At 55.6% G+C, this 21,064-nt stretch carries 14 protein-coding genes; 8 read left to right on the top strand and 6 right to left on the bottom strand.

All coding sequences use genetic code 11. From position 1 onward, the window contains the following. The first annotated feature begins 195 nt into the window (after window positions 1–195). From ACZ52Z_RS06435 to ACZ52Z_RS06425, 3 genes are all read left to right on the top strand, one after another. Window positions 196–1,035, top strand: a complete 840-nt coding sequence (locus ACZ52Z_RS06435) for a rhodanese-like domain-containing protein (RefSeq protein WP_464269927.1) — start codon at window positions 196–198, stop codon at window positions 1,033–1,035. Window positions 1,036–1,085: 50 nt separating this feature from the next. Further along, entirely contained in the window at window positions 1,086–3,497 is a 2,412-nt protein-coding gene (locus tag ACZ52Z_RS06430; protein WP_464269926.1) for an acetate--CoA ligase family protein, read from the top strand. A 158-nt stretch (window positions 3,498–3,655) separates the two neighbouring features. After that, the gene (locus ACZ52Z_RS06425) at window positions 3,656–6,064 is read left to right on the top strand and encodes an acetate--CoA ligase family protein (RefSeq protein WP_464269925.1); all 2,409 of its coding nucleotides are present in this window, start codon (window positions 3,656–3,658) and stop codon (window positions 6,062–6,064) included. A gap of 34 nt (window positions 6,065–6,098) precedes the next feature. On the opposite strand, the gene selB is transcribed toward ACZ52Z_RS06425, so the two are convergent. From selB to ACZ52Z_RS06410, 3 genes are all read right to left on the bottom strand, one after another. Beyond that, on the bottom strand, window positions 6,099–8,024 hold the full coding sequence (gene selB, locus ACZ52Z_RS06420) for a selenocysteine-specific translation elongation factor (protein WP_464269924.1): 1,926 nt from the start codon (window positions 8,022–8,024) through the stop codon (window positions 6,099–6,101). A gap of 114 nt (window positions 8,025–8,138) precedes the next feature. Beyond that, on the bottom strand, window positions 8,139–8,765 hold the full coding sequence (locus ACZ52Z_RS06415) for an MBL fold metallo-hydrolase (RefSeq protein WP_464269923.1): 627 nt from the start codon (window positions 8,763–8,765) through the stop codon (window positions 8,139–8,141). A 66-nt stretch (window positions 8,766–8,831) separates the two neighbouring features. Beyond that, the gene (locus ACZ52Z_RS06410) at window positions 8,832–9,773 is read right to left on the bottom strand and encodes a P-loop NTPase (RefSeq protein WP_464269922.1); all 942 of its coding nucleotides are present in this window, start codon (window positions 9,771–9,773) and stop codon (window positions 8,832–8,834) included. Between the two features lie 854 nt (window positions 9,774–10,627). Here ACZ52Z_RS06410 and ACZ52Z_RS06405 point away from each other — a divergent pair. The 5 genes from ACZ52Z_RS06405 (at window position 10,628) to ACZ52Z_RS06385 (ending at window position 17,442) form a co-directional block, all read left to right on the top strand. Next, entirely contained in the window at window positions 10,628–11,071 is a 444-nt protein-coding gene (locus ACZ52Z_RS06405; protein ID WP_464269921.1) for an Hsp20/alpha crystallin family protein, read from the top strand. A gap of 2 nt (window positions 11,072–11,073) precedes the next feature. Next, window positions 11,074–13,458: an endopeptidase La gene (gene lon / locus ACZ52Z_RS06400; RefSeq protein ID WP_464270765.1), complete on the top strand. Its 2,385-nt coding sequence runs from the start codon at window positions 11,074–11,076 to the stop codon at window positions 13,456–13,458. Then, on the top strand, window positions 13,458–15,287 hold the full coding sequence (gene ftsY / locus ACZ52Z_RS06395; protein ID WP_464269920.1) for a signal recognition particle-docking protein FtsY: 1,830 nt from the start codon (window positions 13,458–13,460) through the stop codon (window positions 15,285–15,287). The genes lon and ftsY overlap by 1 nt, the downstream gene beginning before the upstream one ends. Window positions 15,288–15,341: 54 nt before the next feature. After that, on the top strand, window positions 15,342–16,178 hold the full coding sequence (locus ACZ52Z_RS06390) for a DnaJ domain-containing protein (protein WP_464269919.1): 837 nt from the start codon (window positions 15,342–15,344) through the stop codon (window positions 16,176–16,178). A 76-nt stretch (window positions 16,179–16,254) separates the two neighbouring features. Further along, entirely contained in the window at window positions 16,255–17,442 is a 1,188-nt protein-coding gene (locus ACZ52Z_RS06385) for a pyridoxal phosphate-dependent aminotransferase (RefSeq protein ID WP_464269918.1), read from the top strand. Between the two features lie 107 nt (window positions 17,443–17,549). Here ACZ52Z_RS06385 and glmM read toward each other — a convergent pair whose 3' ends face one another. From glmM to cdaA, 3 genes are all read right to left on the bottom strand, one after another. After that, window positions 17,550–18,899, bottom strand: a complete 1,350-nt coding sequence (gene glmM / locus ACZ52Z_RS06380; protein WP_464269917.1) for a phosphoglucosamine mutase — start codon at window positions 18,897–18,899, stop codon at window positions 17,550–17,552. A 191-nt stretch (window positions 18,900–19,090) separates the two neighbouring features. Continuing rightward, window positions 19,091–20,032, bottom strand: a complete 942-nt coding sequence (locus ACZ52Z_RS06375; protein ID WP_464269916.1) for a CdaR family protein — start codon at window positions 20,030–20,032, stop codon at window positions 19,091–19,093. Further along, window positions 20,029–20,835 carry a diadenylate cyclase CdaA gene (gene cdaA / locus ACZ52Z_RS06370; RefSeq protein ID WP_464269915.1) on the bottom strand — a complete coding sequence of 269 codons (807 nt, stop codon included), beginning with the start codon at window positions 20,833–20,835 and terminating at the stop codon, window positions 20,029–20,031. The genes ACZ52Z_RS06375 and cdaA overlap by 4 nt, the downstream gene beginning before the upstream one ends. Between the last annotated feature and the right edge of the window lie 229 nt (window positions 20,836–21,064).

Below are 21,064 nucleotides of genomic sequence, written 5' to 3'. Positions count from 1 at the left end.
ACCATTTATTGTGGTATTGTTGCATCGTTTTGTTAGTGTACAGTTTTCCACGAGATAAAACGAGGGTATTTGCAGCCCCACCGCCATGTCGAGGACATGCTTCGGCAGTCATGTCGAGCACGCTGCGTTGCTTGGCCGGTGGAGCATCTGCGAAATAATCAAAGAGGGTGTCAATTTGGCGCTGGGGGAGCGAGCATGGAAGCGGTGTATGAAAACATATCGGTCGATCGGGTACGAGATATTATCCGTTCGCACCACGAGCAGGAATACCTGGTGGTGGATGTACGGCAACCCCATGAATACCTGCAGGGACACATTCCCGGAGCGGCGCTCTTTCCTTTGGGGGAGCTGGCTGCACGCGCGGGTGAGTTGCCCAGTGACAAAAAGCTGGTGATGTATTGTCGCTCAGGGAAGAGGTCACGCGCGGCTGCAACCCTTATTGGAGCAAACCGAACCGCTGAGCAGCCTGCACTGTATAATATGGATGGCGGCATGCTCGCATGGGACGGGATGGTATTGAGCGGTATGCCTGATCTCAAATCTTTTCTCGGCGCCGGCACCGTCCACGAGCTCTTTACCCGGGCAATGGAACTGGAGCGGGGTGCAGAGCGCTTTTATCAGTCGCTTCTCGAACGTCTCAAGGACGAGCGATTGCAGCGTCCGTTGCGAATGCTGGCCCGGGCCGAGGAGGCCCATGCACGGCTGCTTCATCGGCATTGGGCAGCACGTGATGAGGGGGTGGCCTCCTTTACAACTGTCTACCAGGGGCTAACCGGAGATATTGTTGAAGGGAACCTGCCGGTAGACCAGTTGTTTGATGTATTGACGGAGAATACCGACAATCCCTGCCTGGCAGCCATGGAAATGGCCGTATACATTGAATGCACCGCCTATGACATGTACCGGCATCTTGCCCAAACCTATGGTGGAACGGAGTTGGAAAAAGTGTTTCTTGAAATTGCCCAGGCGGAAAAGAGTCATATTCAGGTGGCAGCAGAGGCGATCAGTTGCTGTCCGGAAACAGGCGGTCGCTAAGCATTCAGTGACTGTTTTGGCGCACACCATCCGCTCAACCGGAGTGAGAAATGAGCCTGTCCATTGATTTTTCGTCCATAACCGGCATGTTGGAGGCTGCTGCCGATGACGGTCGCGATTTTCTCTACGAATATGAGGTCTATTCCCTGCTGGCCCTCTCCGGTGCGGAAACGCCGCCGAGGACCATGTTTATTCCTCGCGGTACTCGATTTTCCGACAGCGCGTTGACCGAGTTGCCCGGCGACCGCGTTGTCCTGAAGATTGTCTCCCCGACCATTGTGCATAAAACCGAAGTCGGCGGGGTGCGAATTGTTGCCAATCGGGCTGATGCGATCCGTTCCGGAATGCGGCGTATGCTGTATGAAGTACCTGAGCACTACAGCCTGCGGCTGGAACGACAAGAGGCGGGTGTACCGGAGGCGTACAGTCACTTACGGGGCGAAGCTCTGGAAGCGGCGATACGCAACGATCTCACCGGAGTATTGCTGGTGCAGTTCATGCCGCCGGATTCCACTGCCTTTGGCAACGAATTGATCGTCGGGCTTCGACGCACCCGTGAATTTGGGATGGTGATCAGTGCCGGGCTGGGCGGTACCGATACCGAGCTCTATGCCCAGCGGTTCCGTAAAGGAGAGGCTATTATCGCTTCTTCCACCAGACTGACGGACGGACAGAGTTTTTTTGAACTGTTTCGCTCCACCATTGCCTATAAAAAATTGGCAGGCCTGACCCGGGGACAACGGCGGGTGGTGACCGATGAACAGTTGATCGAGTGTTTTTCGTCGTTTATTGCCCTGGGCAATTACTATGCACCGGATAATCGGGATGTATCCTTTACCTTGGAGGAGTTGGAGGTCAACCCCTTTGCCTTTACCGATTACCTGATGGTCCCCCTGGATGGTATGTGCCGGTTCGGGCGTCAACCCATACTCAGGCAGCAACGGCCGGTCAACAACATCCATAAGCTGCTTCATCCACGTTCCATAGCCATCATGGGAGTGAGCGCCAGCCGCAAAAACTTTGGACGTATCATCCTGGAAAACATACTCGCCGAGGGGTATCCCAGCGAACAGCTCTCTGTCATTCACCCGACGGAAAAAGCGATTGAAAACGTTGCCTGTATTCCTGCCCTGCAAGCACTGGGGGAGCCGGTCGACCTGCTGATCGTGGCGGTAGCCGCCGAGCACCTCCCTGCCATCATTGCCGAGGTCATTGCGCGTTCCTGCGCAGCAAGCGTTATGCTTATTGCAGGCGGTCTGGGGGAAACCGTGGAAAGCAGACAACGGGCCGAAGACGTGATCAGGCTGATTGACGAGGCCCACAGTGGTGTCGCCGGGGGGCCGGTGTTTCTCGGCGCCAACTGTATGGGAGTGATTTCCAGGCCCGGGCGCTATGACACCTGGTTCATCCCTCGGGAAAAGCTGCCCCTGCATACAGCCACCACCACTCAGCGTGCTGCGCTGATCAGCCAAAGTGGTGCGTTCATGCTGCATCGCAGCCACCAGTGCCCAGAACTGCAACCGGCCTACATGATCTCCATGGGCAACCAGACCGACCTCACCCTGGGCGACATGATGGAATATTTTCAGGATGTCGATTCAGTGGATGTGATTGCCGTGTATGCAGAAGGGTTCAATGACATGGATGGGCTGGCTTTCTGCAGGGCGGTACGGGCTGCTGTACTTGCCGGCAAAGTGGTTGTTTTCTACAAGGCCGGGCGCACCCCGGAAGGGAAAGCGGCAACCAGCAGCCATACCGCCTCGCTTGCCGGTGACTATATGGTGTGTGAGAGCTGTGTAAGCCAGGCCGGAGCTATTATTGCGCGTTCCTTTGCCGAATTTCAGGATCTTTTTTTTCTTGCCGAACGGCTCCACGGCCGCCCCATTCAGGGAAATCGGCTGGCAGCAGTAAGCGGTGCCGGTTTTGAGGCGGTAGGCATGGCCGATTCCCTGGTGTCGGAAGCGTTTCGCATGCAGTTGGCAACCTTTGCCGAATCAACGGTGCAGTCCCTAGGCGCGTTGCTGGCGGCTAAACGGCTGAGTGGTCTGGTGAACGTGGCCAATCCCCTGGACATCAACCCCGCGGCAGATGACGAGGTGCATGCCGGGGTCGCGGAGGTGCTGCTCAGGGATCCTGACGTCGATGCCCTGGTGATCAGCCTTGACCCGCTGTCGCCGGCCATGCGCACCCTCCAGGACCCGAAGAACGCCAAATACGATATGAATGCCGCTGACAGCATCAAAAACCGGTTGATAGCACTCTGTGCGCAGGCTGAAAAGCCGGTGGTGGCCGTGGTGGACGGTGGTGAACTGTACCAGCCGCTCCGTCAGTCATTGATTGATGCGCATATTCCGGTCTTTACCGTATGTGATCGGGCGGTCAAAACGCTTTCGCTCTATATGCAGGGCCGGCTGGCAGCGGCGTCTATCTGCTCGGGTAGGGGGATTGATGGCTGGGAGTAGCCTGGATTTCCCTTTAAGTAATAATATCAATCAAGTGAATTTGAAGTGAAATTGCTCATGAGCAATCCGGACTGGCACCTGTACAGGCGTGGAGCAATTGCCAGCCTACCTCTTTTTACCCGCCATCTCCTTTTCCCTCCTCTGAGGATGGGTGTTGTATGAAGAAACAATGTCGTTTACTCCACATCCAGACCAGTGTGGACCGGGACCAGCTCGAACAGATACTTGCTGCTGCAGCAGCGGAAGGAAGGAGCGCCCTGTTTGAGCACGAGGCCTACGCTTTTCTGGCTGCCTTAGGCTCCGAAACCGTCCCTCGCTGCACGCTGCTGCCCGCAGGGCGAAAGCCTGAGCAGCAGCAGTTGGCTGGATTTGACGGAGAACGGGTAGTAATGAAAATCGTTTCTCCGACCATCGTCCACAAGACAGAGGTTGGGGGAGTGCGGGTGGTCAGCAACGACCCTGATACCATCCGTTCCACCTGGCGCCGGATGCAGTATGAAGTCCCCGAGCAGTATAAGCGGCTTATTGAAAGCGGGGAGGCGGTGGTACCCGAGTCCTATGCCGGCCTCAGCGGTGAAGACCTGCTGGAGGCGGTCATTGCCGATGTCAGGGGGGTGTTGCTCATCCAGTACATGCCGCCTGATTCCGAGGCATTTGGCAATGAATTGATTGTCGGTCTCCGCCATACCAGGGAATTCGGGATGGTGCTCAGTGCCGGCCTCGGCGGCACCGATACGGAGCTGTATGCAACGTTCTTTCGTAAGAACAAGGCAATAGTGACTGCCCCAACCAATGCGATCAGCGGGCTTGCCTTTTTTCAGCTGTTCAGTCAGACGGTCTCCTATCGCAAGCTCATAGGACTCACACGGGGACAGAAGCGCATTGTGACCGATGAGCAGTTGGTCGAGTGTTTTTCCGCCATGATCGAAGTGGGAAATCATTTTTCCTCGGCAAACCCCGAGGCAGCTTGGTATATCAATGAATTTGAGGTCAACCCCTTTGCCTTTACCGATTTTCATATGGTGCCTCTGGACGGCCTCCTTAATTTCTCCGCTCCACAGGCGGTAGCGCCCCGACGCCCCATAGAAAAAATCAATAACCTGCTTCATCCCGCATCCATTGCGATTCTGGGGGTATCCGCATCCAGAATAAACTTCGGTCGCGTCATCCTCCGCAATATTGTTCGAGCTGGTTTTCCTGCCGAGCGACTTTCGGTCATTCAGGCGGAGAGTGCGGCCATCGACGGGGTGCGCTGCATCGGTGGGCTGGATGAACTCCCAGGACCTGTGGATCTGCTGGTGGTGGCGATCGGTTCGCAGCAGGTTCCAGCGGTCATTGATGCGGTTATTGCCGGGCATAGTGCGGAAAGCGTTCTCCTTATTCCCGGCGGCATCGGCGAAACAGAGGAGAGTCGGGAGCGGGCGGAACAGGTGCGGTCAGCGCTGCAACATTCGCGTCACCTCCCGTGGCAGGGACCGATCATCCTTGGCGCCAACTCCATGGGGGTGATCTCTCATCCCGGCACCTACGATACCTGGTTTCTGCCGGAAGAGAAACTGGCCAAACAGCAGACTGGCGGGCAACAGCGAATTGCCTTCATCAGTCAAAGCGGCGCCTTCATGGGGACCCGGATGAGCAGGTTTCCCGACCTTGATCCCCTATACCTGGTCTCCATCGGCAACCAGACCGACCTGAGCCTTGGCGACTTCATGCAGTACTTCAGCTGCCAGGACCAGGTGGATGTGATCGGGGTCTATGCCGAAGGGTTCAATGACCTAGACGGCGATGTCTTTGCCGGGGCGGTACGTGATGCCGTGCAGGCGGGCAAGAACGTGGTCTTTTACAAGGCAGGAAGAACGCCCGAGGGGCAGAAGGCAACCTCTGGGCACACCGCTTCACTGGCTGGCGATTACGTTGTGTGCGAGGCCTGCCTGCGCCAGGCAGGGGCCATTGTTGCCCAGACGCTTGACCAGTTCGCCGATCTGCTCAAGCTGGCGTCCATGCTGCACGGTATTCCGATACCCGGCAAGCGGATCGCCGGTTTTTCCAGTGCCGGTTTTGAGGCGGTGGGCCTGGCAGATTATATCCACACCGATGACTATGCCATGGAATTGGCGACGTTTACCGGGAAAACGGAGAAAGCACTTGCCGGCCTCATGGCGGAGCATCGGCTGGATACACTGGTAACCATCGATAATCCGCTGGATATCAATCCTGGCGCCGATGACCGGGTTTTTGCCGAAGTTATTCGTATTCTGGCAGAGGAGAGTGAAGTGGACGCCGTGGTGGCCGGCCTGGTTCCGATTACTCCGGCCATGCATTCATTGGCTGATGGCAGCGAAGCCTACCGCCAGGGCATATATCATCACATGTCCAGCCTCAGGGATAGCCTGAGCAAACCGCTGGTGCTGGTTGTTGACGGCGGTGCGGTGTATGACCCCTTTGTTGCAGACCTGGAGGCCCTCGGCTTTCCGGTTTTCCGCAGTATAGACCGGGCGATTATGGCACTGGCCCTGTACGTGGAAGCACGGCTCGGGCAGGGATGGAGCTCGTCGGGTTGCATATAAACAAACGGACGCGCTTGGTGCCCATGCTCACGGGTCAGGACTTGCGCAGCACCCGTTTGTCGCCCACCCTGATGGTCAGCTTGATCTTGTCAAAATACTCGAGTAGGGGAATGGAGAATTTTCTGGTCAGTCCGGTCAGCTGCTTGAACCGGGGGGCATCAATTTCTCCCTCCTGCTGGATGAAGGCGGTAACCTCGCGGCTGAGGGTACTGACTGCCTGGGCATCGAAAAAGAGGGATTCGTTGATCTTGATCAACTGCCCCTGTTCCCGCAGCAGTTCGATGACCTGCATGATCTGCTGGGCGGGGAACATATCAAAGGAGGCCAGCACTTCCTTGAGAATCGGCGGCTTCAGTCCGGCGGTGCGATAGAGCGATCCGATTTTTTCCTGCATCTCCTGTTCGTCGACCTGCAGGGTAACGGTGTGTCCTGCCAGCTTGATTTCTGCGCCGCTCTGTTCCAGTTCTCCTTTTCGCGTCATCGAGGAAAGCGTATAGTGGAGGAGCTTGGCATCCACCGGCGGCTTGAGCCGGGAACGGAGTTCTTCTTTGGCCAGTCCGGACTTGAGCGGGTTTTCCTGATGGTAGCGGGTCAGGTAATCGACAATCTGCTCCCTGAGACGGGCAACAATATCGGCGGCAACCAGTCGCTGGCTCTCAGAATCCACCACCATGACCCGTCCGGCGCTGATCGGTTGCTGGGTAATCTTTTTGAGTTTATTGCCGAAAATGCCCAGGCGGACCGCCAACTGGTCGGCAGTGATGCCGTCTCTACCGCTCTCTTCAAGAAAAAGCAGCATCTTTTCCGTGTCGTCGCTTCCCTCCATGATGGCGAATGCCTGGCGGTTGTGTTCCCGGTGCTGCTCACTGCTTCGTTTGCGCTTGCGCGGAGCGGTATTTAAAATGGTGCCGCCGCCAATAGTGGTGATCGGCGAATAACTGCGAATGACGTAGGTGTCGCCGGGCCAGGCGGCCACTGGTTCCTGGAGAATCAACTGCACGCCGGCATCGGACCCGGGGGTAAGTTTTTCCTCTTCCAGCAGCAGCACCCGACCGATGATTTCCCGGGTACCCACATGAACCCGCACCTGGCTTCGATTCTTCAGGTCCCGGCCGCTGGTGGCGAGATAGTGCAGCCGTGCATCCAGAAGCGTGGTGTCGATCAGGGCTCCCGGGGTTGCCGCCACATCGCCTCTGCGTATCTGCTCCTTCTCGATCCCCTGCAGATTGATTGCCGTTCGATGGCCTGCTTCAACCAGTTCCACCTCCTGGCCATGGACCTGAATTCCTCTGATCTTGGCTGTCAGTCCACCGGGATAAAACATGATATCGTCGCCAAGCGCAATCCTGCCCGAGAGTGAAGTCCCGGTGATCACCGTACCAAAGCCTTTCATGCTGAAGACCCGGTCAACCGCCAGCCTGAAAGGGCCGAATTCCTCCTGAAACTGCAGCGACCGTACCCGCTCGTCAAGCAGCGCCACCACCTTGTCGATTCCTTCTCCGGTAACCGATGAAACCGGGAGAATTGGCGCTTCCTCCAGAAAGCTGCCGGTAAAGAATTCTCGAACCTCCTCTTCGACCATTTCCAGCCAGTCGGGTTCCACCATGTCCTTTTTGGTCAGGATGATGATACCGTTGCGTAGGCCGAGCAGGCGGCAGATATCAAAATGCTCCCTGGTCTGCGGCATGATACCTTCGTCTGCGGCAATGATAAACGCTACCATGTCCATGCCTGCGGCACCAGCGACCATATTGCGAATAAATTTTTCGTGCCCGGGTACATCCACAATACCGAGACGGTGACCGCACGGCAGGTCAAGGTGGGCAAAACCCAGTTCGATGGTGATTCCCCGCTGTTTTTCTTCTTTCAGCCGATCGGTATCTGTTCCGGTAAGCGCCTTGATCAGGCTGGTTTTGCCGTGGTCTACATGGCCGGCGGTGCCGAGTACGATTTCACGCATAACGTTGTGCTGGGGTGGTTGTAGAGTGCGTTGAGGCGAAGGAATGATGGTAAAAACGCCCCGGAGAGGGGGCGTTTTTGCCGCTGTCTAAGCAGCCGCTCCGGGTTGGCGGTGCTAGAAATAAGGATTGGAGCGTGCTTCCGCGCCAATGGTCGACTGGGAGCCGCCATACCCGTGGCCGGGCCAGACGATGGTTTCCGGAGGCAGGGTCAGCAACCGATTTTTAATGGAGTTGCTCAGCTCCGCCATGGAACAGCGCGGAAAATCGGTCCTTCCCACACCGCCGACAAAAAGGGTGTCACCGGTGAACAGGTGCGGAGCATTGTACAGGCAGATGCCGCCCGGGGAGTGTCCCGGGGTGTGGATAACGGTCAGCTCTTCCTCGCCGATGGTGATGGTGTCGCCATCATTGACGAGGATATCCGCTGGCGGCGACTCGGGCAGACCAAGTGCGGAAAAATAGCGTTTGAGGTCCGGGTCGCTGAAGTATTCAACATCGGCTGTGTGCATGATAATCTTGGCACCGGTCGCCTCCTTGATAGGGCCGTTGCCGCACACATGATCGGGGTGACCATGGGTATTGATAATGTATTTTACCTGCAGCCCATTATCACGGCAGTAATCTAGGATTCGGTCCTCATCTCCGCCGGGATCAATGACCGCTGCGGTTTTGGTAGACTCACAGGAAACGACATAGGCACAAACGCCCATCATGCCGACCGTTAGTTGTTGAACAAGCATGTGCAATAGCTCCCGTACAGGTTGATGCCGCAGCCCGGAAGACCGGGCTGCGAAACTGGAAAAAGATTAACTGCAGCCGCCGGGCCCGCAGGCGCAGCCACTGCCTGTCTCGATAGTGTTCAGAGAAACGCCGCCAGTGGCAGGAAGCCGTTTTTCAACAGACTCCACTATCTTTCCAAACGCCTCTGTGGCTGGAGTGGATTCATCTGAGGACAGATAAGGGCTGCCACTGTCGCCGGCGACCACAACCCGTGGATCCATGGGAACCTTGCCCAGGAAGGGGAGGTCAAAGTCGCGTGCAGTCTGTTCGCCGCCGCCGCTACTGAAAATGTCGACGGTTTCTTCGCAATGAGGACAGATGAAGCCGGACATGTTTTCCACCACGCCGACGATCGGCATTTCAACGGTCTTGCAGAAGTTGATTGATTTGCGGACATCGGCCAGGGCAACCGCCTGCGGAGTGGTCACTACAACCGCCTGCACGTTGGGGATGGTCTGCGCGATGGACAGGGGCTCGTCGCCGGTGCCCGGAGGAGCGTCAACAACCAGGTAGTCCAGCTCCCCCCAGTCCATATCGGCAACAAACTGCCGGATGGCCTGAATTTTCAGCGGGCCGCGCCAGATAATGGCTTCATCGCGGTCCTTCATCATGTACTCCAGCGAGACCACCTTGAGGTGCTCGTCGTAGGTGAGCGGTGGAATGAGACCGTTGGGGTCTTCGGGGGGCTCAAGTGAACCGGTAAGGTTGAGCATCCTGCAGATGTCGGGACCATGCAGGTCTACATCCATTAATCCAACCTTATGCCCTTTCTTGGCAAGACCGAGTGCCAGGTTTACGGCAACCGTTGATTTACCGACACCGCCTTTACCGCTCATAACCAGGATTTTGTTTTTTATCCTGCCCAGAGATTTGTTGATGGCCATATCCTGCTGGGCGAGGTGGGCATCTGCCGAGTTACAGCTGCCGCCCTGTTCCGTACCGCAAGATCCGTTGCATGAACTGCTCATAATTGCCTCCATGAAAGTATGAAATAGGTGTTCAAAGCGGCTGTCAGTTGGTATTCCCTGTCGATGAGAATCGGTTGTTCCAATGATACGTTATCGGATCGACCGGGTTACTAGCCAAAAACAGGCAGGGAAGCTGTGCGAACGATCGCGGCGAAACAGCCCCGGGTATCTGCCGGGAAGGAGAAAAAGCTCAGGGCGCCAGGTCAGTCGATTATCGCAGTCACTTTGATGATCACCAGAAAATAATCGGGTTGTAATCTAATTCCTGTTTGTTGAATTGCAATCAAAAAGGTACGAAAAGGTGGGTGGGTGGTTATTTCTGCAGGGAGCTGTTCCTGGGCATTGTGCAGAGTGAACGGACATTCATTTATGGTGCAGCGGGCTGTGCACATGCCTGCTGCAGGAACCGGCTGAGCAGGTGGAGAAGTATCTGCTGTCTTTTTCTTGATTTATAATTGTCAGAATAGTTATAGTGCTTACTTATTTTGCAGAAGAAAAACCGGACAGTTGATAGGCTTGACCATCCCCGTTGGAATCGAAATTTTTGGGGCTGCAGGAAGTTGACAACCGTTGACGCTTGTCTGCTTGAATTGTTGCATTGAACAAGTGCTTTCTCGGTTCCCGAAAAATTGCCGGTTCTCTCCTCTTGCGCTGATGAAAAACACTGGTAGAGGAGATCGGGGCTCTGCCTGGGGGAGGTCTATCGCCTATCGCTCCATCCGGAGCACACCTGAGCGGAAATGATACCTCAGATGCTCAGCCTATAGCAATTCCGCCCATATCATATACCGGCAGGTACGGCCGGTGTGAGCAATCAACAGCCGCCTGCGTCAGGCAGACGAGTGGAGAAAGAAATGGACCCCTTCAGCAAGAAGTTATTCAAGGAATTGGAACAGATGCAGCAGCAGACCGGCCGCATGCTCCGTAATATGACGATTGCCCGCATGATGCCCATGGGAGCAGGCGGCTGGGAGCCGCCGGTGGACATATACGAAGCAGAAAATGAAGTATATGTGTATGCGGATATCGCAGGCGTCACCCGTGAAAACCTGCAGGTAACCGTAGATGAACAGCGGGTGGTGATCAGCGGAACAAGACAGCTGCCTGACCAGCAATCAATTGCCTGTATCCATCAACTGGAGATTGAACTGGGCGAGTTTCAGCGGACCGTCTCCCTGCCGTCGCAGGTGGATGTCGACCAGGTCAGCTCCGCCTATGCCGACGGCATACTTGTGGTGAGGTTACCCAAGCGCGTCAGGAAGGGAAAAGTCAATATAGCGATTCAGCCCGGTGAATAATGATGACAAACGAACAAGTAACAGAGCATATAGAACAGAAAAAAGTCGATCCGACAACACTCGAAATCCCTGAATCTCTTCCCATTCTGCCCTTGCAGGGATTCGTCTTCTATCCGGGAATGGGCTTTCCGCTTCAGGTGGCCAGTGAATCCTCTAAACAGCTTATTGATGATGTCCTGCTTGGCGATCGGATGTTCGGCATGCTGCCCAGTCGAAAGGATAAGGTGGAAGAAGGAGAAAACCTCGGCCAGGATGAATTGTACGATATCGGGGTAGTTGGCTACCTGCACAAGCTGACCAAGTCGTCCCAGGGATTTTATCAGGTCCTGGTCAGCGGTACCCGCAAGATGCGGGTTGAGGAGTATACCGAGACCGATCCCTATCTCCGCGCCCGGATCAGCGAGATTCCCATGGAGTTGGTTGAAGATAAAAAGATTGAAGCCCTTGTCTTCAACCTCCGCAACCAGTTTCAGAAGCTTGTCGCAGCCAGCGAACTGCCCCAGGAGCTGTTGGCCACGGTCAATTCCCTGGAGAATCCCTTCTATGTTGCCTATCTGGTCAGCTCCCAACTCAACCTGAAACTCGAAGCCGAGCAGGAGGTACTGGAACTGGAGGACCTGCACGATCTGCTGCATCGGGTGACCCGAGAGCTGAATGATCGGATCGAAACCGTGGAAATGAGCAACGAGCTGCAGAAGTCCATGAAAAAGGACATGGATGAGCGGCAGCGTGAATTTTTTCTTCGGCAGCAACTGCAGGCCATTCGCAAGGAACTGGGTGAAGGTGAAGACGACAAGGTGGAAATCCGGGAACTGCGTGAACGGTTCGCGGAAAAAGCGCTTACCGAAGAGGCCCAGAAGGTAGTGGACAAGGAGCTGGGCAGGCTGGAGCGGATTTCACCGTCATCTCCTGAGTACACGGTATCCAGGAATTATCTGGACTGGATCCTCGATCTGCCGTGGATGGAGTCGACCACCGATACCCTTGACCTGGAACAGGCCGAGAAAGACCTGGATAAAGACCATTACGGGTTGAAAAAAATCAAAAAGCGCATTCTGGAATTTCTTGCCGTCCGTAAACTCAAGGAAGACATCCACGGGCCGATTCTCTGCCTGAGCGGTCCTCCAGGGGTCGGCAAGACCTCGCTTGGTCAGTCCATAGCCCGAACCATGAACCGCCAGTTCGTTCGTATCGCCCTTGGCGGCGTACGCGACGAGGCCGAGATCAGGGGGCATCGTCGGACCTATATCGGGGCGCTGCCTGGCCGCATTATCCAGAGCCTGAAACGGGCCGAGGCCAATAACCCGGTTTTTCTCCTGGATGAGGTGGATAAGCTGGGCAACGATTTCCGCGGCGATCCTTCCTCAGCCCTGCTTGAGGTGCTTGATCCTGAGCAGAATTCGACCTTTACCGACCACTACCTGGATATCGAGTTCGACCTGTCCAAGGTGATGTTTATTGCCACCGCCAATGTGCTTGATACCATTCCCGGACCCCTGCGGGATCGAATGGAGGTGGTTGAACTATCCGGCTACACCATGCAGGAGAAGGTGGCCATCGCCACCAGGCACCTGGTGCCGAAACAGCTGGAGGCGCATGCCCTGAGTACAGAGCTGTTGGAGATTCCGGAAGAGACCATCGCCGAGTTGATCCAATCCTATACCCGAGAGGCGGGGGTCAGGAACCTGGAGCGTGAAATAGCATCCATCTGCAGAGGGGTGGCCGCGCAAATAGCCAAAGGAAAGACCGAAAAATCCGTGGTCACCACAGAGGACCTGTATACCTATCTGGGACCGCTGCGCTTCTTTTCCGAAATGAAGGCCAGGACCTGGGGACCGGGGTTGGCAACCGGCCTTGCCTGGACCCCTGTCGGCGGTCAGATCCTCTTTATCGAGACCTCCAGCATGAAAGGGCGGGGCGGCTTGACCCTGACCGGTAAGCTGGGCGATGTGATGAAAGAATCGGCTACTGCTGCCCTTACCTATATCAAGTCCCATGCTGCTGAGCTTGGCATTGATGAGGAACAGTTCTCCACATTGGACCTGCATGTCCATGTCCCGGAGGGCGCCATACCCAAAGATGGGCCGTCGGCAGGGGTAGCCATGGTCTCGTCGCTGGTTTCGGTGATCACCGGAAATACGGTGCGTCAGGATGTGGCCATGACCGGAGAAATTACCCTGCGCGGCGATGTGCTGCCGGTGGGCGGCATTAATGAAAAGGTACTGGCAGCACTCCGTGCCGGAATTAACGAGTTGATTCTGCCGGTACTCAATGAAAAGGATGTGCTGGAGATACCAGAGGATATCCGTGAGGGGGTCATCTTTCACTATCCTCATACCATTCGTGAAGTGCTTGATATAGCAATAGATAAAAAGGCGGATAGCTGATGCTGGGCTGGTTTAAAAAGAAGTTCGGCCGCAAGAAAAAGGTCGAAGAAGAAACACCTGTCGAGGTTCCTCAGGAATCGGAACTCGAACAAAGCGAAAGCCCTGAACAGCAGCCTCCTGCTGAACCGGTAACCCAGGCGCAAGAACCCCCGGAGGAGGTGGTGGAGCCCCCTCCAGCGGCACCTGAACCGGAACCGGTTGAAGACAAACCGGTTAAAGAAGAGCCGGTGGAGACGGTGCCCGAGCCCCCAGTTTCCGAACAGACGACGGAAGAGGCGTCGGGAGTGGCGGAAGCCGATGAACCCGCCCTGGAGGTAGAACCGGAACCCGCGCCTGCTGAAGAGGCCGTGCCCGAAGCGCCGCCGATGGAAGAACTGCTGGCTGAAGAAGCCCGGGAGGGAGAACCCCCTGCCGTTGGTTCTTCCCTTGCCGAAGCCGCTGAAGAGCCGCCGGTTGAAGCAGAGGAAGAGGAGAGAGAGCAGGAAGCTGCCACACCCGCCGCTGCAACGGATGCGGAAACAGGGATTGAGCCGCAACCGGTTGAAGCGGAAATAGCTTTACCAGGTGATGACCAGCCCGAGGTGGTTGACGAAGAGCAGGTTGTTGCATCGTCGGAGCCGGAACCTGCAGCTGCTGTCGAGCCTGCCCCGCAGGAACCGGAAGCCGATATCCAGGAGTCGGATCACATCGTTGCCCAGCCGGAGACCGTCCTTGACCAGGCGCCGACAGGTGAAGAGCCCGTTGCTGCGGAAGCCGAGCCACAGGTCGAAGAGACCGTCGCAGAGGTTGTCGAAGAGGTCATCGAAGAGGCGGAAGCTGCCCTTGAAGCCGGGGAACCTCCTGTCCTGGAGCAAACCGATGAACTTACTGCCCTCGAGGAAGAAGACGAGCAGAGCCGTTCCCTGTTTCGCCGGCTGCAGCAGCGGCTGGGGAAAACTCGGGACTCTTTTGTTGAACGGATCGATACCCTCTTTCTCGGCAAAAAAGAAATTGACCAGGACCTGTTTGACGAACTGGAAGAAATCCTGATTACTGCCGATCTTGGGGTGGAAACCAGTACCGATATACTGGAATACGCCCGCAAGACGGTCAAACGGGATAAACTCAGTGATCCTCGCTCGCTGAAGGCGGTTTTTCGCGAGCGAATCCTCTCCTACATAGCCGCAGCCGATCAGCCTGCTGAAAAGGTTATGCCGGAGAAAGGTCCGTTTGTGATCATGGTCGTCGGCGTCAATGGGGTCGGAAAAACAACGACCATCGGCAAAGTTGCCAATAAATTCGTCAATTCCGGACAGAGCGTCCTGCTGGTCGCTGCCGACACCTTTCGGGCGGCAGCCATCGACCAGTTAAAGATTTGGGGTGAGCGGGTCGGGGTTGAAGTCGTGGCCCAGGCACCGGGAGCTGATCCGTCCTCCGTAGTATTTGACGGCATGGAGTATGGTATGGCCCATGGGTATGATGTGATTATCATCGACACTGCCGGCCGCCTCCATACCAGCGTCAACCTGATGGAAGAGCTCAAGAAGATCAAACGGGTTATTGGTAAAAAAATGCCCCGGGCCCCCCATGAGGTGATGCTGGTTCTCGATGCGACCACCGGGCAGAACGGTCTTTCCCAGGCCAAGCTGTTTGATGCAGCAGTGGATGTCACCGGTCTTGCCCTGACCAAGCTTGATGGTACAGCCAAAGGCGGGATCGTTGCCAATATATGCCGCGAGATGAGGATCCCTGTTCGTTTTATCGGTATTGGCGAACAGATGGAGGATCTGCGCGATTTTGACTCGCGTGAATTCGTGGACGCCCTTTTTGCCGATCGGGATGAGAGGTAATCTTCACCCAGCGACCCGAGGGACATTCTTCTTTTTTTCTCTACCACTTTTTTTATGGAATACAGACAACATAATCAGCCGGGATGCGGCGGCTGTCTCCTGATCATTGCGTTGCTGGTCCTGGTTACCGGCGGCGCACCGGCGCTGTTTAATTTTCTTGGCTTTATCTTTTTCTCGGGTATTTTCGGCATCCTGTTGCTGATTGCCGCCTTTTGGGGCTTTTCCTATTACGTGCAGCGCCGGGTCCACACCTACGAGGCCGCGCAGACGGAATCCCACAAACGTTTTGTCTATCTGCTGGTACACATTCTGGTAAAGATCGCCCAGGCTGACGGACATTTCACCCGGGCAGAGCTCAATACCATTGTCAATTTTTTCCAGTATAATCTGCGCTATAATCAGGACCAGATTTACTGGGTCAAGCAATTGATCAAGGACGCCCGCAATGCGGATGTCAGTATGGATGAACTGCTGACGGAATTTCGTAACGGCTTTGCCTATGAACCGCGGCTGATTCTGCTGGAACTGATTTACCAGATAATTTATACCAAGAAACCACCGGTAGCCAGTGAACTGGAGACCGCACGCCGAATCGCCGCCTTTCTCCAGATATCAGCCTATGACCAGCGGACTGTAGAGGCAAAATACCGGTATCATCAGTACCAGGAGGCAACCAATGCAGCCGCCTCGGATGAGCACTACTATGCCGTGCTGGGGCTTGAGCCGGGTGCCGACTTTGCGGCGATCAAAAAGGCCTATCGAAAGCTCTCCATGCAGTACCATCCGGACAAGGTTGCCCACCTCGGCGATGAATTCAAAGGGGTTGCAGAGGAGAAAATGAAGGAGATTAATGCGGCTTACGATTATTTTCGTCGAAAATTCGGTGAGTAATACTTTGTTGGCAGCATACTGGATTATGCAGTAGGGGTGTGTTGATTCTATTGACTTATCAGAGAGGGAAAACCATATGGCTATAGCGAAAAAGATGCAGGCGTTTGCGGAAAAGTCGTCCTGGATTCGAAAGATGTTTGAGGAAGGGGCGAAGATGAAGGCCGAGTTTGGCGATGACAATGTCTTTGATTTCAGCATTGGCAATCCGGATGTACCTCCCCCGGAAAAATTTTCCACTGTGCTCAGCGAGCTGGTAGCCGAGGAAAAGCCAGGAATTCACGGCTACATGCCCAACGGCGGGTATCCTTACGTACGCGAGGCCCTTGCTCAGCGGTTATCCCGCGACCAGGAGGTTTCCCTGGACCAGGGCGACATTCTCATGACCTGCGGTGCCGCCGGAGCACTTAATGTGATTTTCAAGGCCCTGCTGGATCCGGGCGACGAAGTTATTGTTCTGTGCCCGTTTTTCGTTGATTACCATTTTTATGTGGATAATCACGGCGGAGTGGTCAAGGTGGTCAATACAGATGCCCATTTCAACCTTGACCTGGAGGCCATTGAGGCCGCCCTGACCGACCGGACCAAGGTGGTGTTGATCAACAGCCCCAATAACCCCACCGGCCAGATCTATTCCGCCGAGTCGCTCGCTGCCCTTGGTACAATGCTGGATGCGGCCAGTGAACGCTACTACACCTCCATTTACCTGGTATCTGATGAGCCGTACCGCAACATCGTGTTTGACGACCATGAGGTGCCGGCCCTGATGACGGCCACCGCCCGGTCAATCGTTGCCTCCTCCTATTCAAAAGAGCTTTCTGTGCCTGGAGAGCGCATCGGGTATATTGCCGTGCATCCGGAAATGCCGGAGAAACAGAACGTGCTCAATGCCATGACCCTGGCTAACAGGATTCTGGGGTTCATCAATGCTCCGGCCCTGATGCAGCGTGCGGTGGCACAACTGCAGGATATTTCGGTAGACAGTTCCATATACGCCACCCGGCTTGAAGCCTTTTGCCGGGTGCTTGATGCTGCGGGCTTTGACTACGAGCGGCCCAAGGGAGCCTTTTATCTTTTTCCCAAGGTGCCAATCGATGACGTGGAGTTCTGCGGGCTGCTCCAGCAGGAAAAGATTCTTGCCGTTCCCGGTCGAGGCTTCGGCATGCCCGGATATATCCGGCTTGCTTTTTGCGTGGACGAGGCGGTGATTACCCGTGCTGCTGAGGGATTCAAACGCGCCATGGCCGCTGCCAAGCAGCAGGCATAGCTGTCAACGATCACCGGAACCCCGAAGAAAGAAGGCCACATCCGACACGCCCTGAAGGCAGTGTCGGATGGGGCCTGATTGATACCCCATACACGACGTCGGGCGGGTTAGCGATCAGCCCGCCGTACCACATCGGACAGTTCCAGGGCCAGGGTTTCGATCTCCTGCAGATCTTCCCCTTCGGCCATCACCCGAATAACCGGCTCTGTCCCTGAGGGGCGGACCAGGATCCTGCCGCGCTTACCGAGTTTTGTTTCCGCAGCAGCTAGTGCATCAGAAAACCCGGGGATCTGCGATGGTGCAATTTTGCGCGACATACGCACATTTTCCAGCACCTGGGGATAGGTGGACATCACCTGCGCCAGTTCCGAGAGTGGTTTGTTCTTCTTGATCATGATCGACAACACCTGCAGCCCGGCGAGGATGCCGTCACCGGTGGTGTTGTGGTCGAGAAATACCAGGTGACCGGACTGCTCGCCGCCGAAATTATACCCTCGGCTGCGCATGGCCTCCACCACATAGCGGTCGCCCACCTGACATCGGACCATGTGTCCGCCCATACGCTCCATGGCCTGCTCCAGGCCCATGTTGGACATCACCGTGGCTACCAGAGTCTTTTTCTTGAGCTTGCGTCGACTGAGCAGGTCCTTGGCGCACACGGCCATGATTCGGTCGCCATCAACAATCTGCCCCTGCTCGTCACAGACAATCAGGCGGTCGCCGTCTCCATCCAGGGCCAATCCAATGTCTGCGCCTAGTTCCTTGACCTTGGCCGCCATTTTTTCAGGATGCAGGGCGCCGCAGTCATGGTTGATATTTTTTCCGTCCGGGGCAACGCCGATGGTGGTCACCTTGGCCCCAAGCTCGGTGAAAACATGGGGGGCGACCTTGTAGGTTGCTCCGTGGGCGCAGTCGAGAACGATGTGAAAATCATCGAGCGTGTACTGTTTGGGGAAGGTGTTTTTCAGATAAACGATATACCGGCCCTGGGCATCATCGATCCGGGAGGCCTTGCCGACTTCATCGGCGACCGGCCGCAGGGCGGCCATTTTCTGGGAAAAAATCAGGTCTTCAATGTCTGCCTCGACTTCATCGGGCAGTTTAAAGCCGTCACGGGAGAATATCTTGATGCCGTTGTCCTGAAACGGGTTGTGAGAGGCGGAAATCACCACCCCCGCATCGGCACGCATGGAAGTGGTGATAAAGGCGATTCCCGGAGTGGGCAGGGGGCCGACAACCTGGACATTAACCCCCATGGAGCAGATCCCTGCAGAGAGGGCATTTTCGATCATATAGCCGGACAGCCTGGTATCCTTGCCGATAACAATGGAGTTGCCGCGGTCACGATTTTTGACAATAAAGGCAATGGCTCTGCCTATCTGCATGGCGATTTCCGAGGTCATGGGATAGGTGTTGGCCACCCCCCGTACCCCGTCGGTGCCGAAAAGTTTACGCATGGTTTTCCTCTTGGTGTAGTCGCCGGGCAGTCTTACCCTGTGGTTTGGTGCCCGTTATCCTGGTTGACGCTAAAACATATCCGTGGAGTAAAGAGTGGATGGCTGCAGCAGCCTGTGTTGCCAGCCTTGACCCCACACAAAACTGGGAATCGATGGGTTTGCCGCTTGTCCTTCATCGCCGTTGCACGGTGCTATTGCCGAACAAGGCGGACTTTTTCCGGTGTCACATTGATGACGGTGATCGGCTTATGCCCGGGGACGTCGATGCCATTGACGATAACCGGGACGGTACCGTTTGCATCAGGCGTGACCGAGGTGCTGACCGAGGCGCGAAAAAGCATGGCAAGTTCCGGGGTGTCGCGAATCAGATTTTCCGGAATATCCGCCTCAACAGTAACCATGGAAGGGGCAGTCCTGTATGGTACAGCAGCGTCGCGGACATTCACCGGGATGCCGCGCACCGTTTTCGTCAGCATGGTTTCCTCGATTTCCAGGGTGGCGGTAACCACGGTCTCGCCAATGAGTTTCAACATTTCATTGCTCAGGTCGAGAGCAACCTGCAGTTTGGTTGAGTTGACCAGGCCGTCAAGGGCAATGACCACGGTTTTCAGCGCGGTCTGTTTTTCGAGCATGGTCTTGGGTCCGGTGACGGCCAGCTGATAGGGCTCGATGCTGATGGACTGCAGGACATACCCTGGCTCTGGCTCGCCTTCCAGCACCGGGTTGATGGGAAAATCTCGCTGTGCCAGCTGGTCGATCAGGAGGGTGAAGCTCGTCGGCTGCAGACGCTGCACCGTAATGCCCTGGGGAAAAGGAATGGCGTTGCGGTCATTGGTAATGACGATGGCTCCGGCCTCCACTTTGGTCAGGTCCACCGGACGGGAGATATTCTGTTCACGGATTTCCTGGATGATGCGCCGCGAGCCCCGAATGGAAACCTCGATTTCCTTTTTAAACTGGTTGGCAATGACCAGGTTGGGCGGCAGGTTGTGCACCTCAATGGGGACATTGATGGTGATGTCGATTTGATCCTCGCCCACGACAAAATACCAGAGGCTGGCGCCAATAATGAGGGACAGCAGCTTGAGCGGCCAGTGTTTGGTCACAAGAGTGGAGAAATCGAGACGTGTCATTTTCTTTTTTCGGATGGTGAGAGGGTGAACCAGTCTCTCCAGCTGCTTTTGCCTTTTTTTCGCTGCAGGATGGAGCGCAGTGCAGAGAGCAGTGCCTTTTCATCCCCCAAGGTAGCGATGCGTCCTTGTTTTACCAGGGATATTTCCTGGGTTTCTTCCGAGACCACTATGATAACCGCGTCGGTTTCTTCAGAGAGGCCGAGTGCTGCCCGGTGCCGTGTGCCGTAGCGCCTGTCGATGCGGGTATTCTGGGAAAGGGGCAGCAGGCAGCCGGCAGAGTGGATCTTGCCCTGGTGGATAATTACCCCGCCGTCATGCATGGGGGAGGAGGGCAGAAAGATAGCGACCAGCAGCTCGTAGCGCAGCCGGGCGTCCAACCGGAAACCGGAGTCGATGTAGTCGCGCAGGCCGGTTTCCCGTTCTATCACCATCAGGGCCCCTATCTTGCGTTTGGCCATATAGCTTGCCGCACGGACAATCTCTTCAATATCCTGGTGGTCTACGTCGTCGGTTTTCTGGAACGGTGTTTTGCCCATCTGGGTGAGGGCACGCCTGATATCTGCCTGAAAAACGATGATGACCAGCAGGAGAATAGAGCTGAGAAAGGTCTTGAACAGCCAGTGCAGGGTGAGGAGATCGAGCTTGCCGGAAAAGAAGTAGACAATGATAATGACTGCAATTCCTGCCAGCATCTGTACCGCACGGGTTCCGCGTATCAACAGCATGATACGGTAAATAATGTAGGAAACAATCAGGATATCGGCAATATCCTGCCAGCGGAGGAGTCCAAGCGTATCGAGCATAGATGGAGGCGTTGAGAGAGGATAAGTATTTAATAGTAAAAAGTTAGCATGTTAGCTGGTAAATGAACAGGAGAATCATGGAAAGTGCTGAAAAAATACCCTGGCACACAGGGTGTGACACAACAGCCTGCCATGTGCTAAGAAGAGGGCGTTTGAAGTGAAGCGTGATTTTTTTCGAAAATAACGGTATGCAGCAACACCATTGGCAGTGATGATGGACTGCGCAGGA

Source organism: Desulfogranum aggregans (assembly GCF_055398265.1).
The sequence above is the reverse complement of the archived record's forward strand: the minus strand, read 5'-3'. Positions and strand labels throughout refer to the sequence as shown.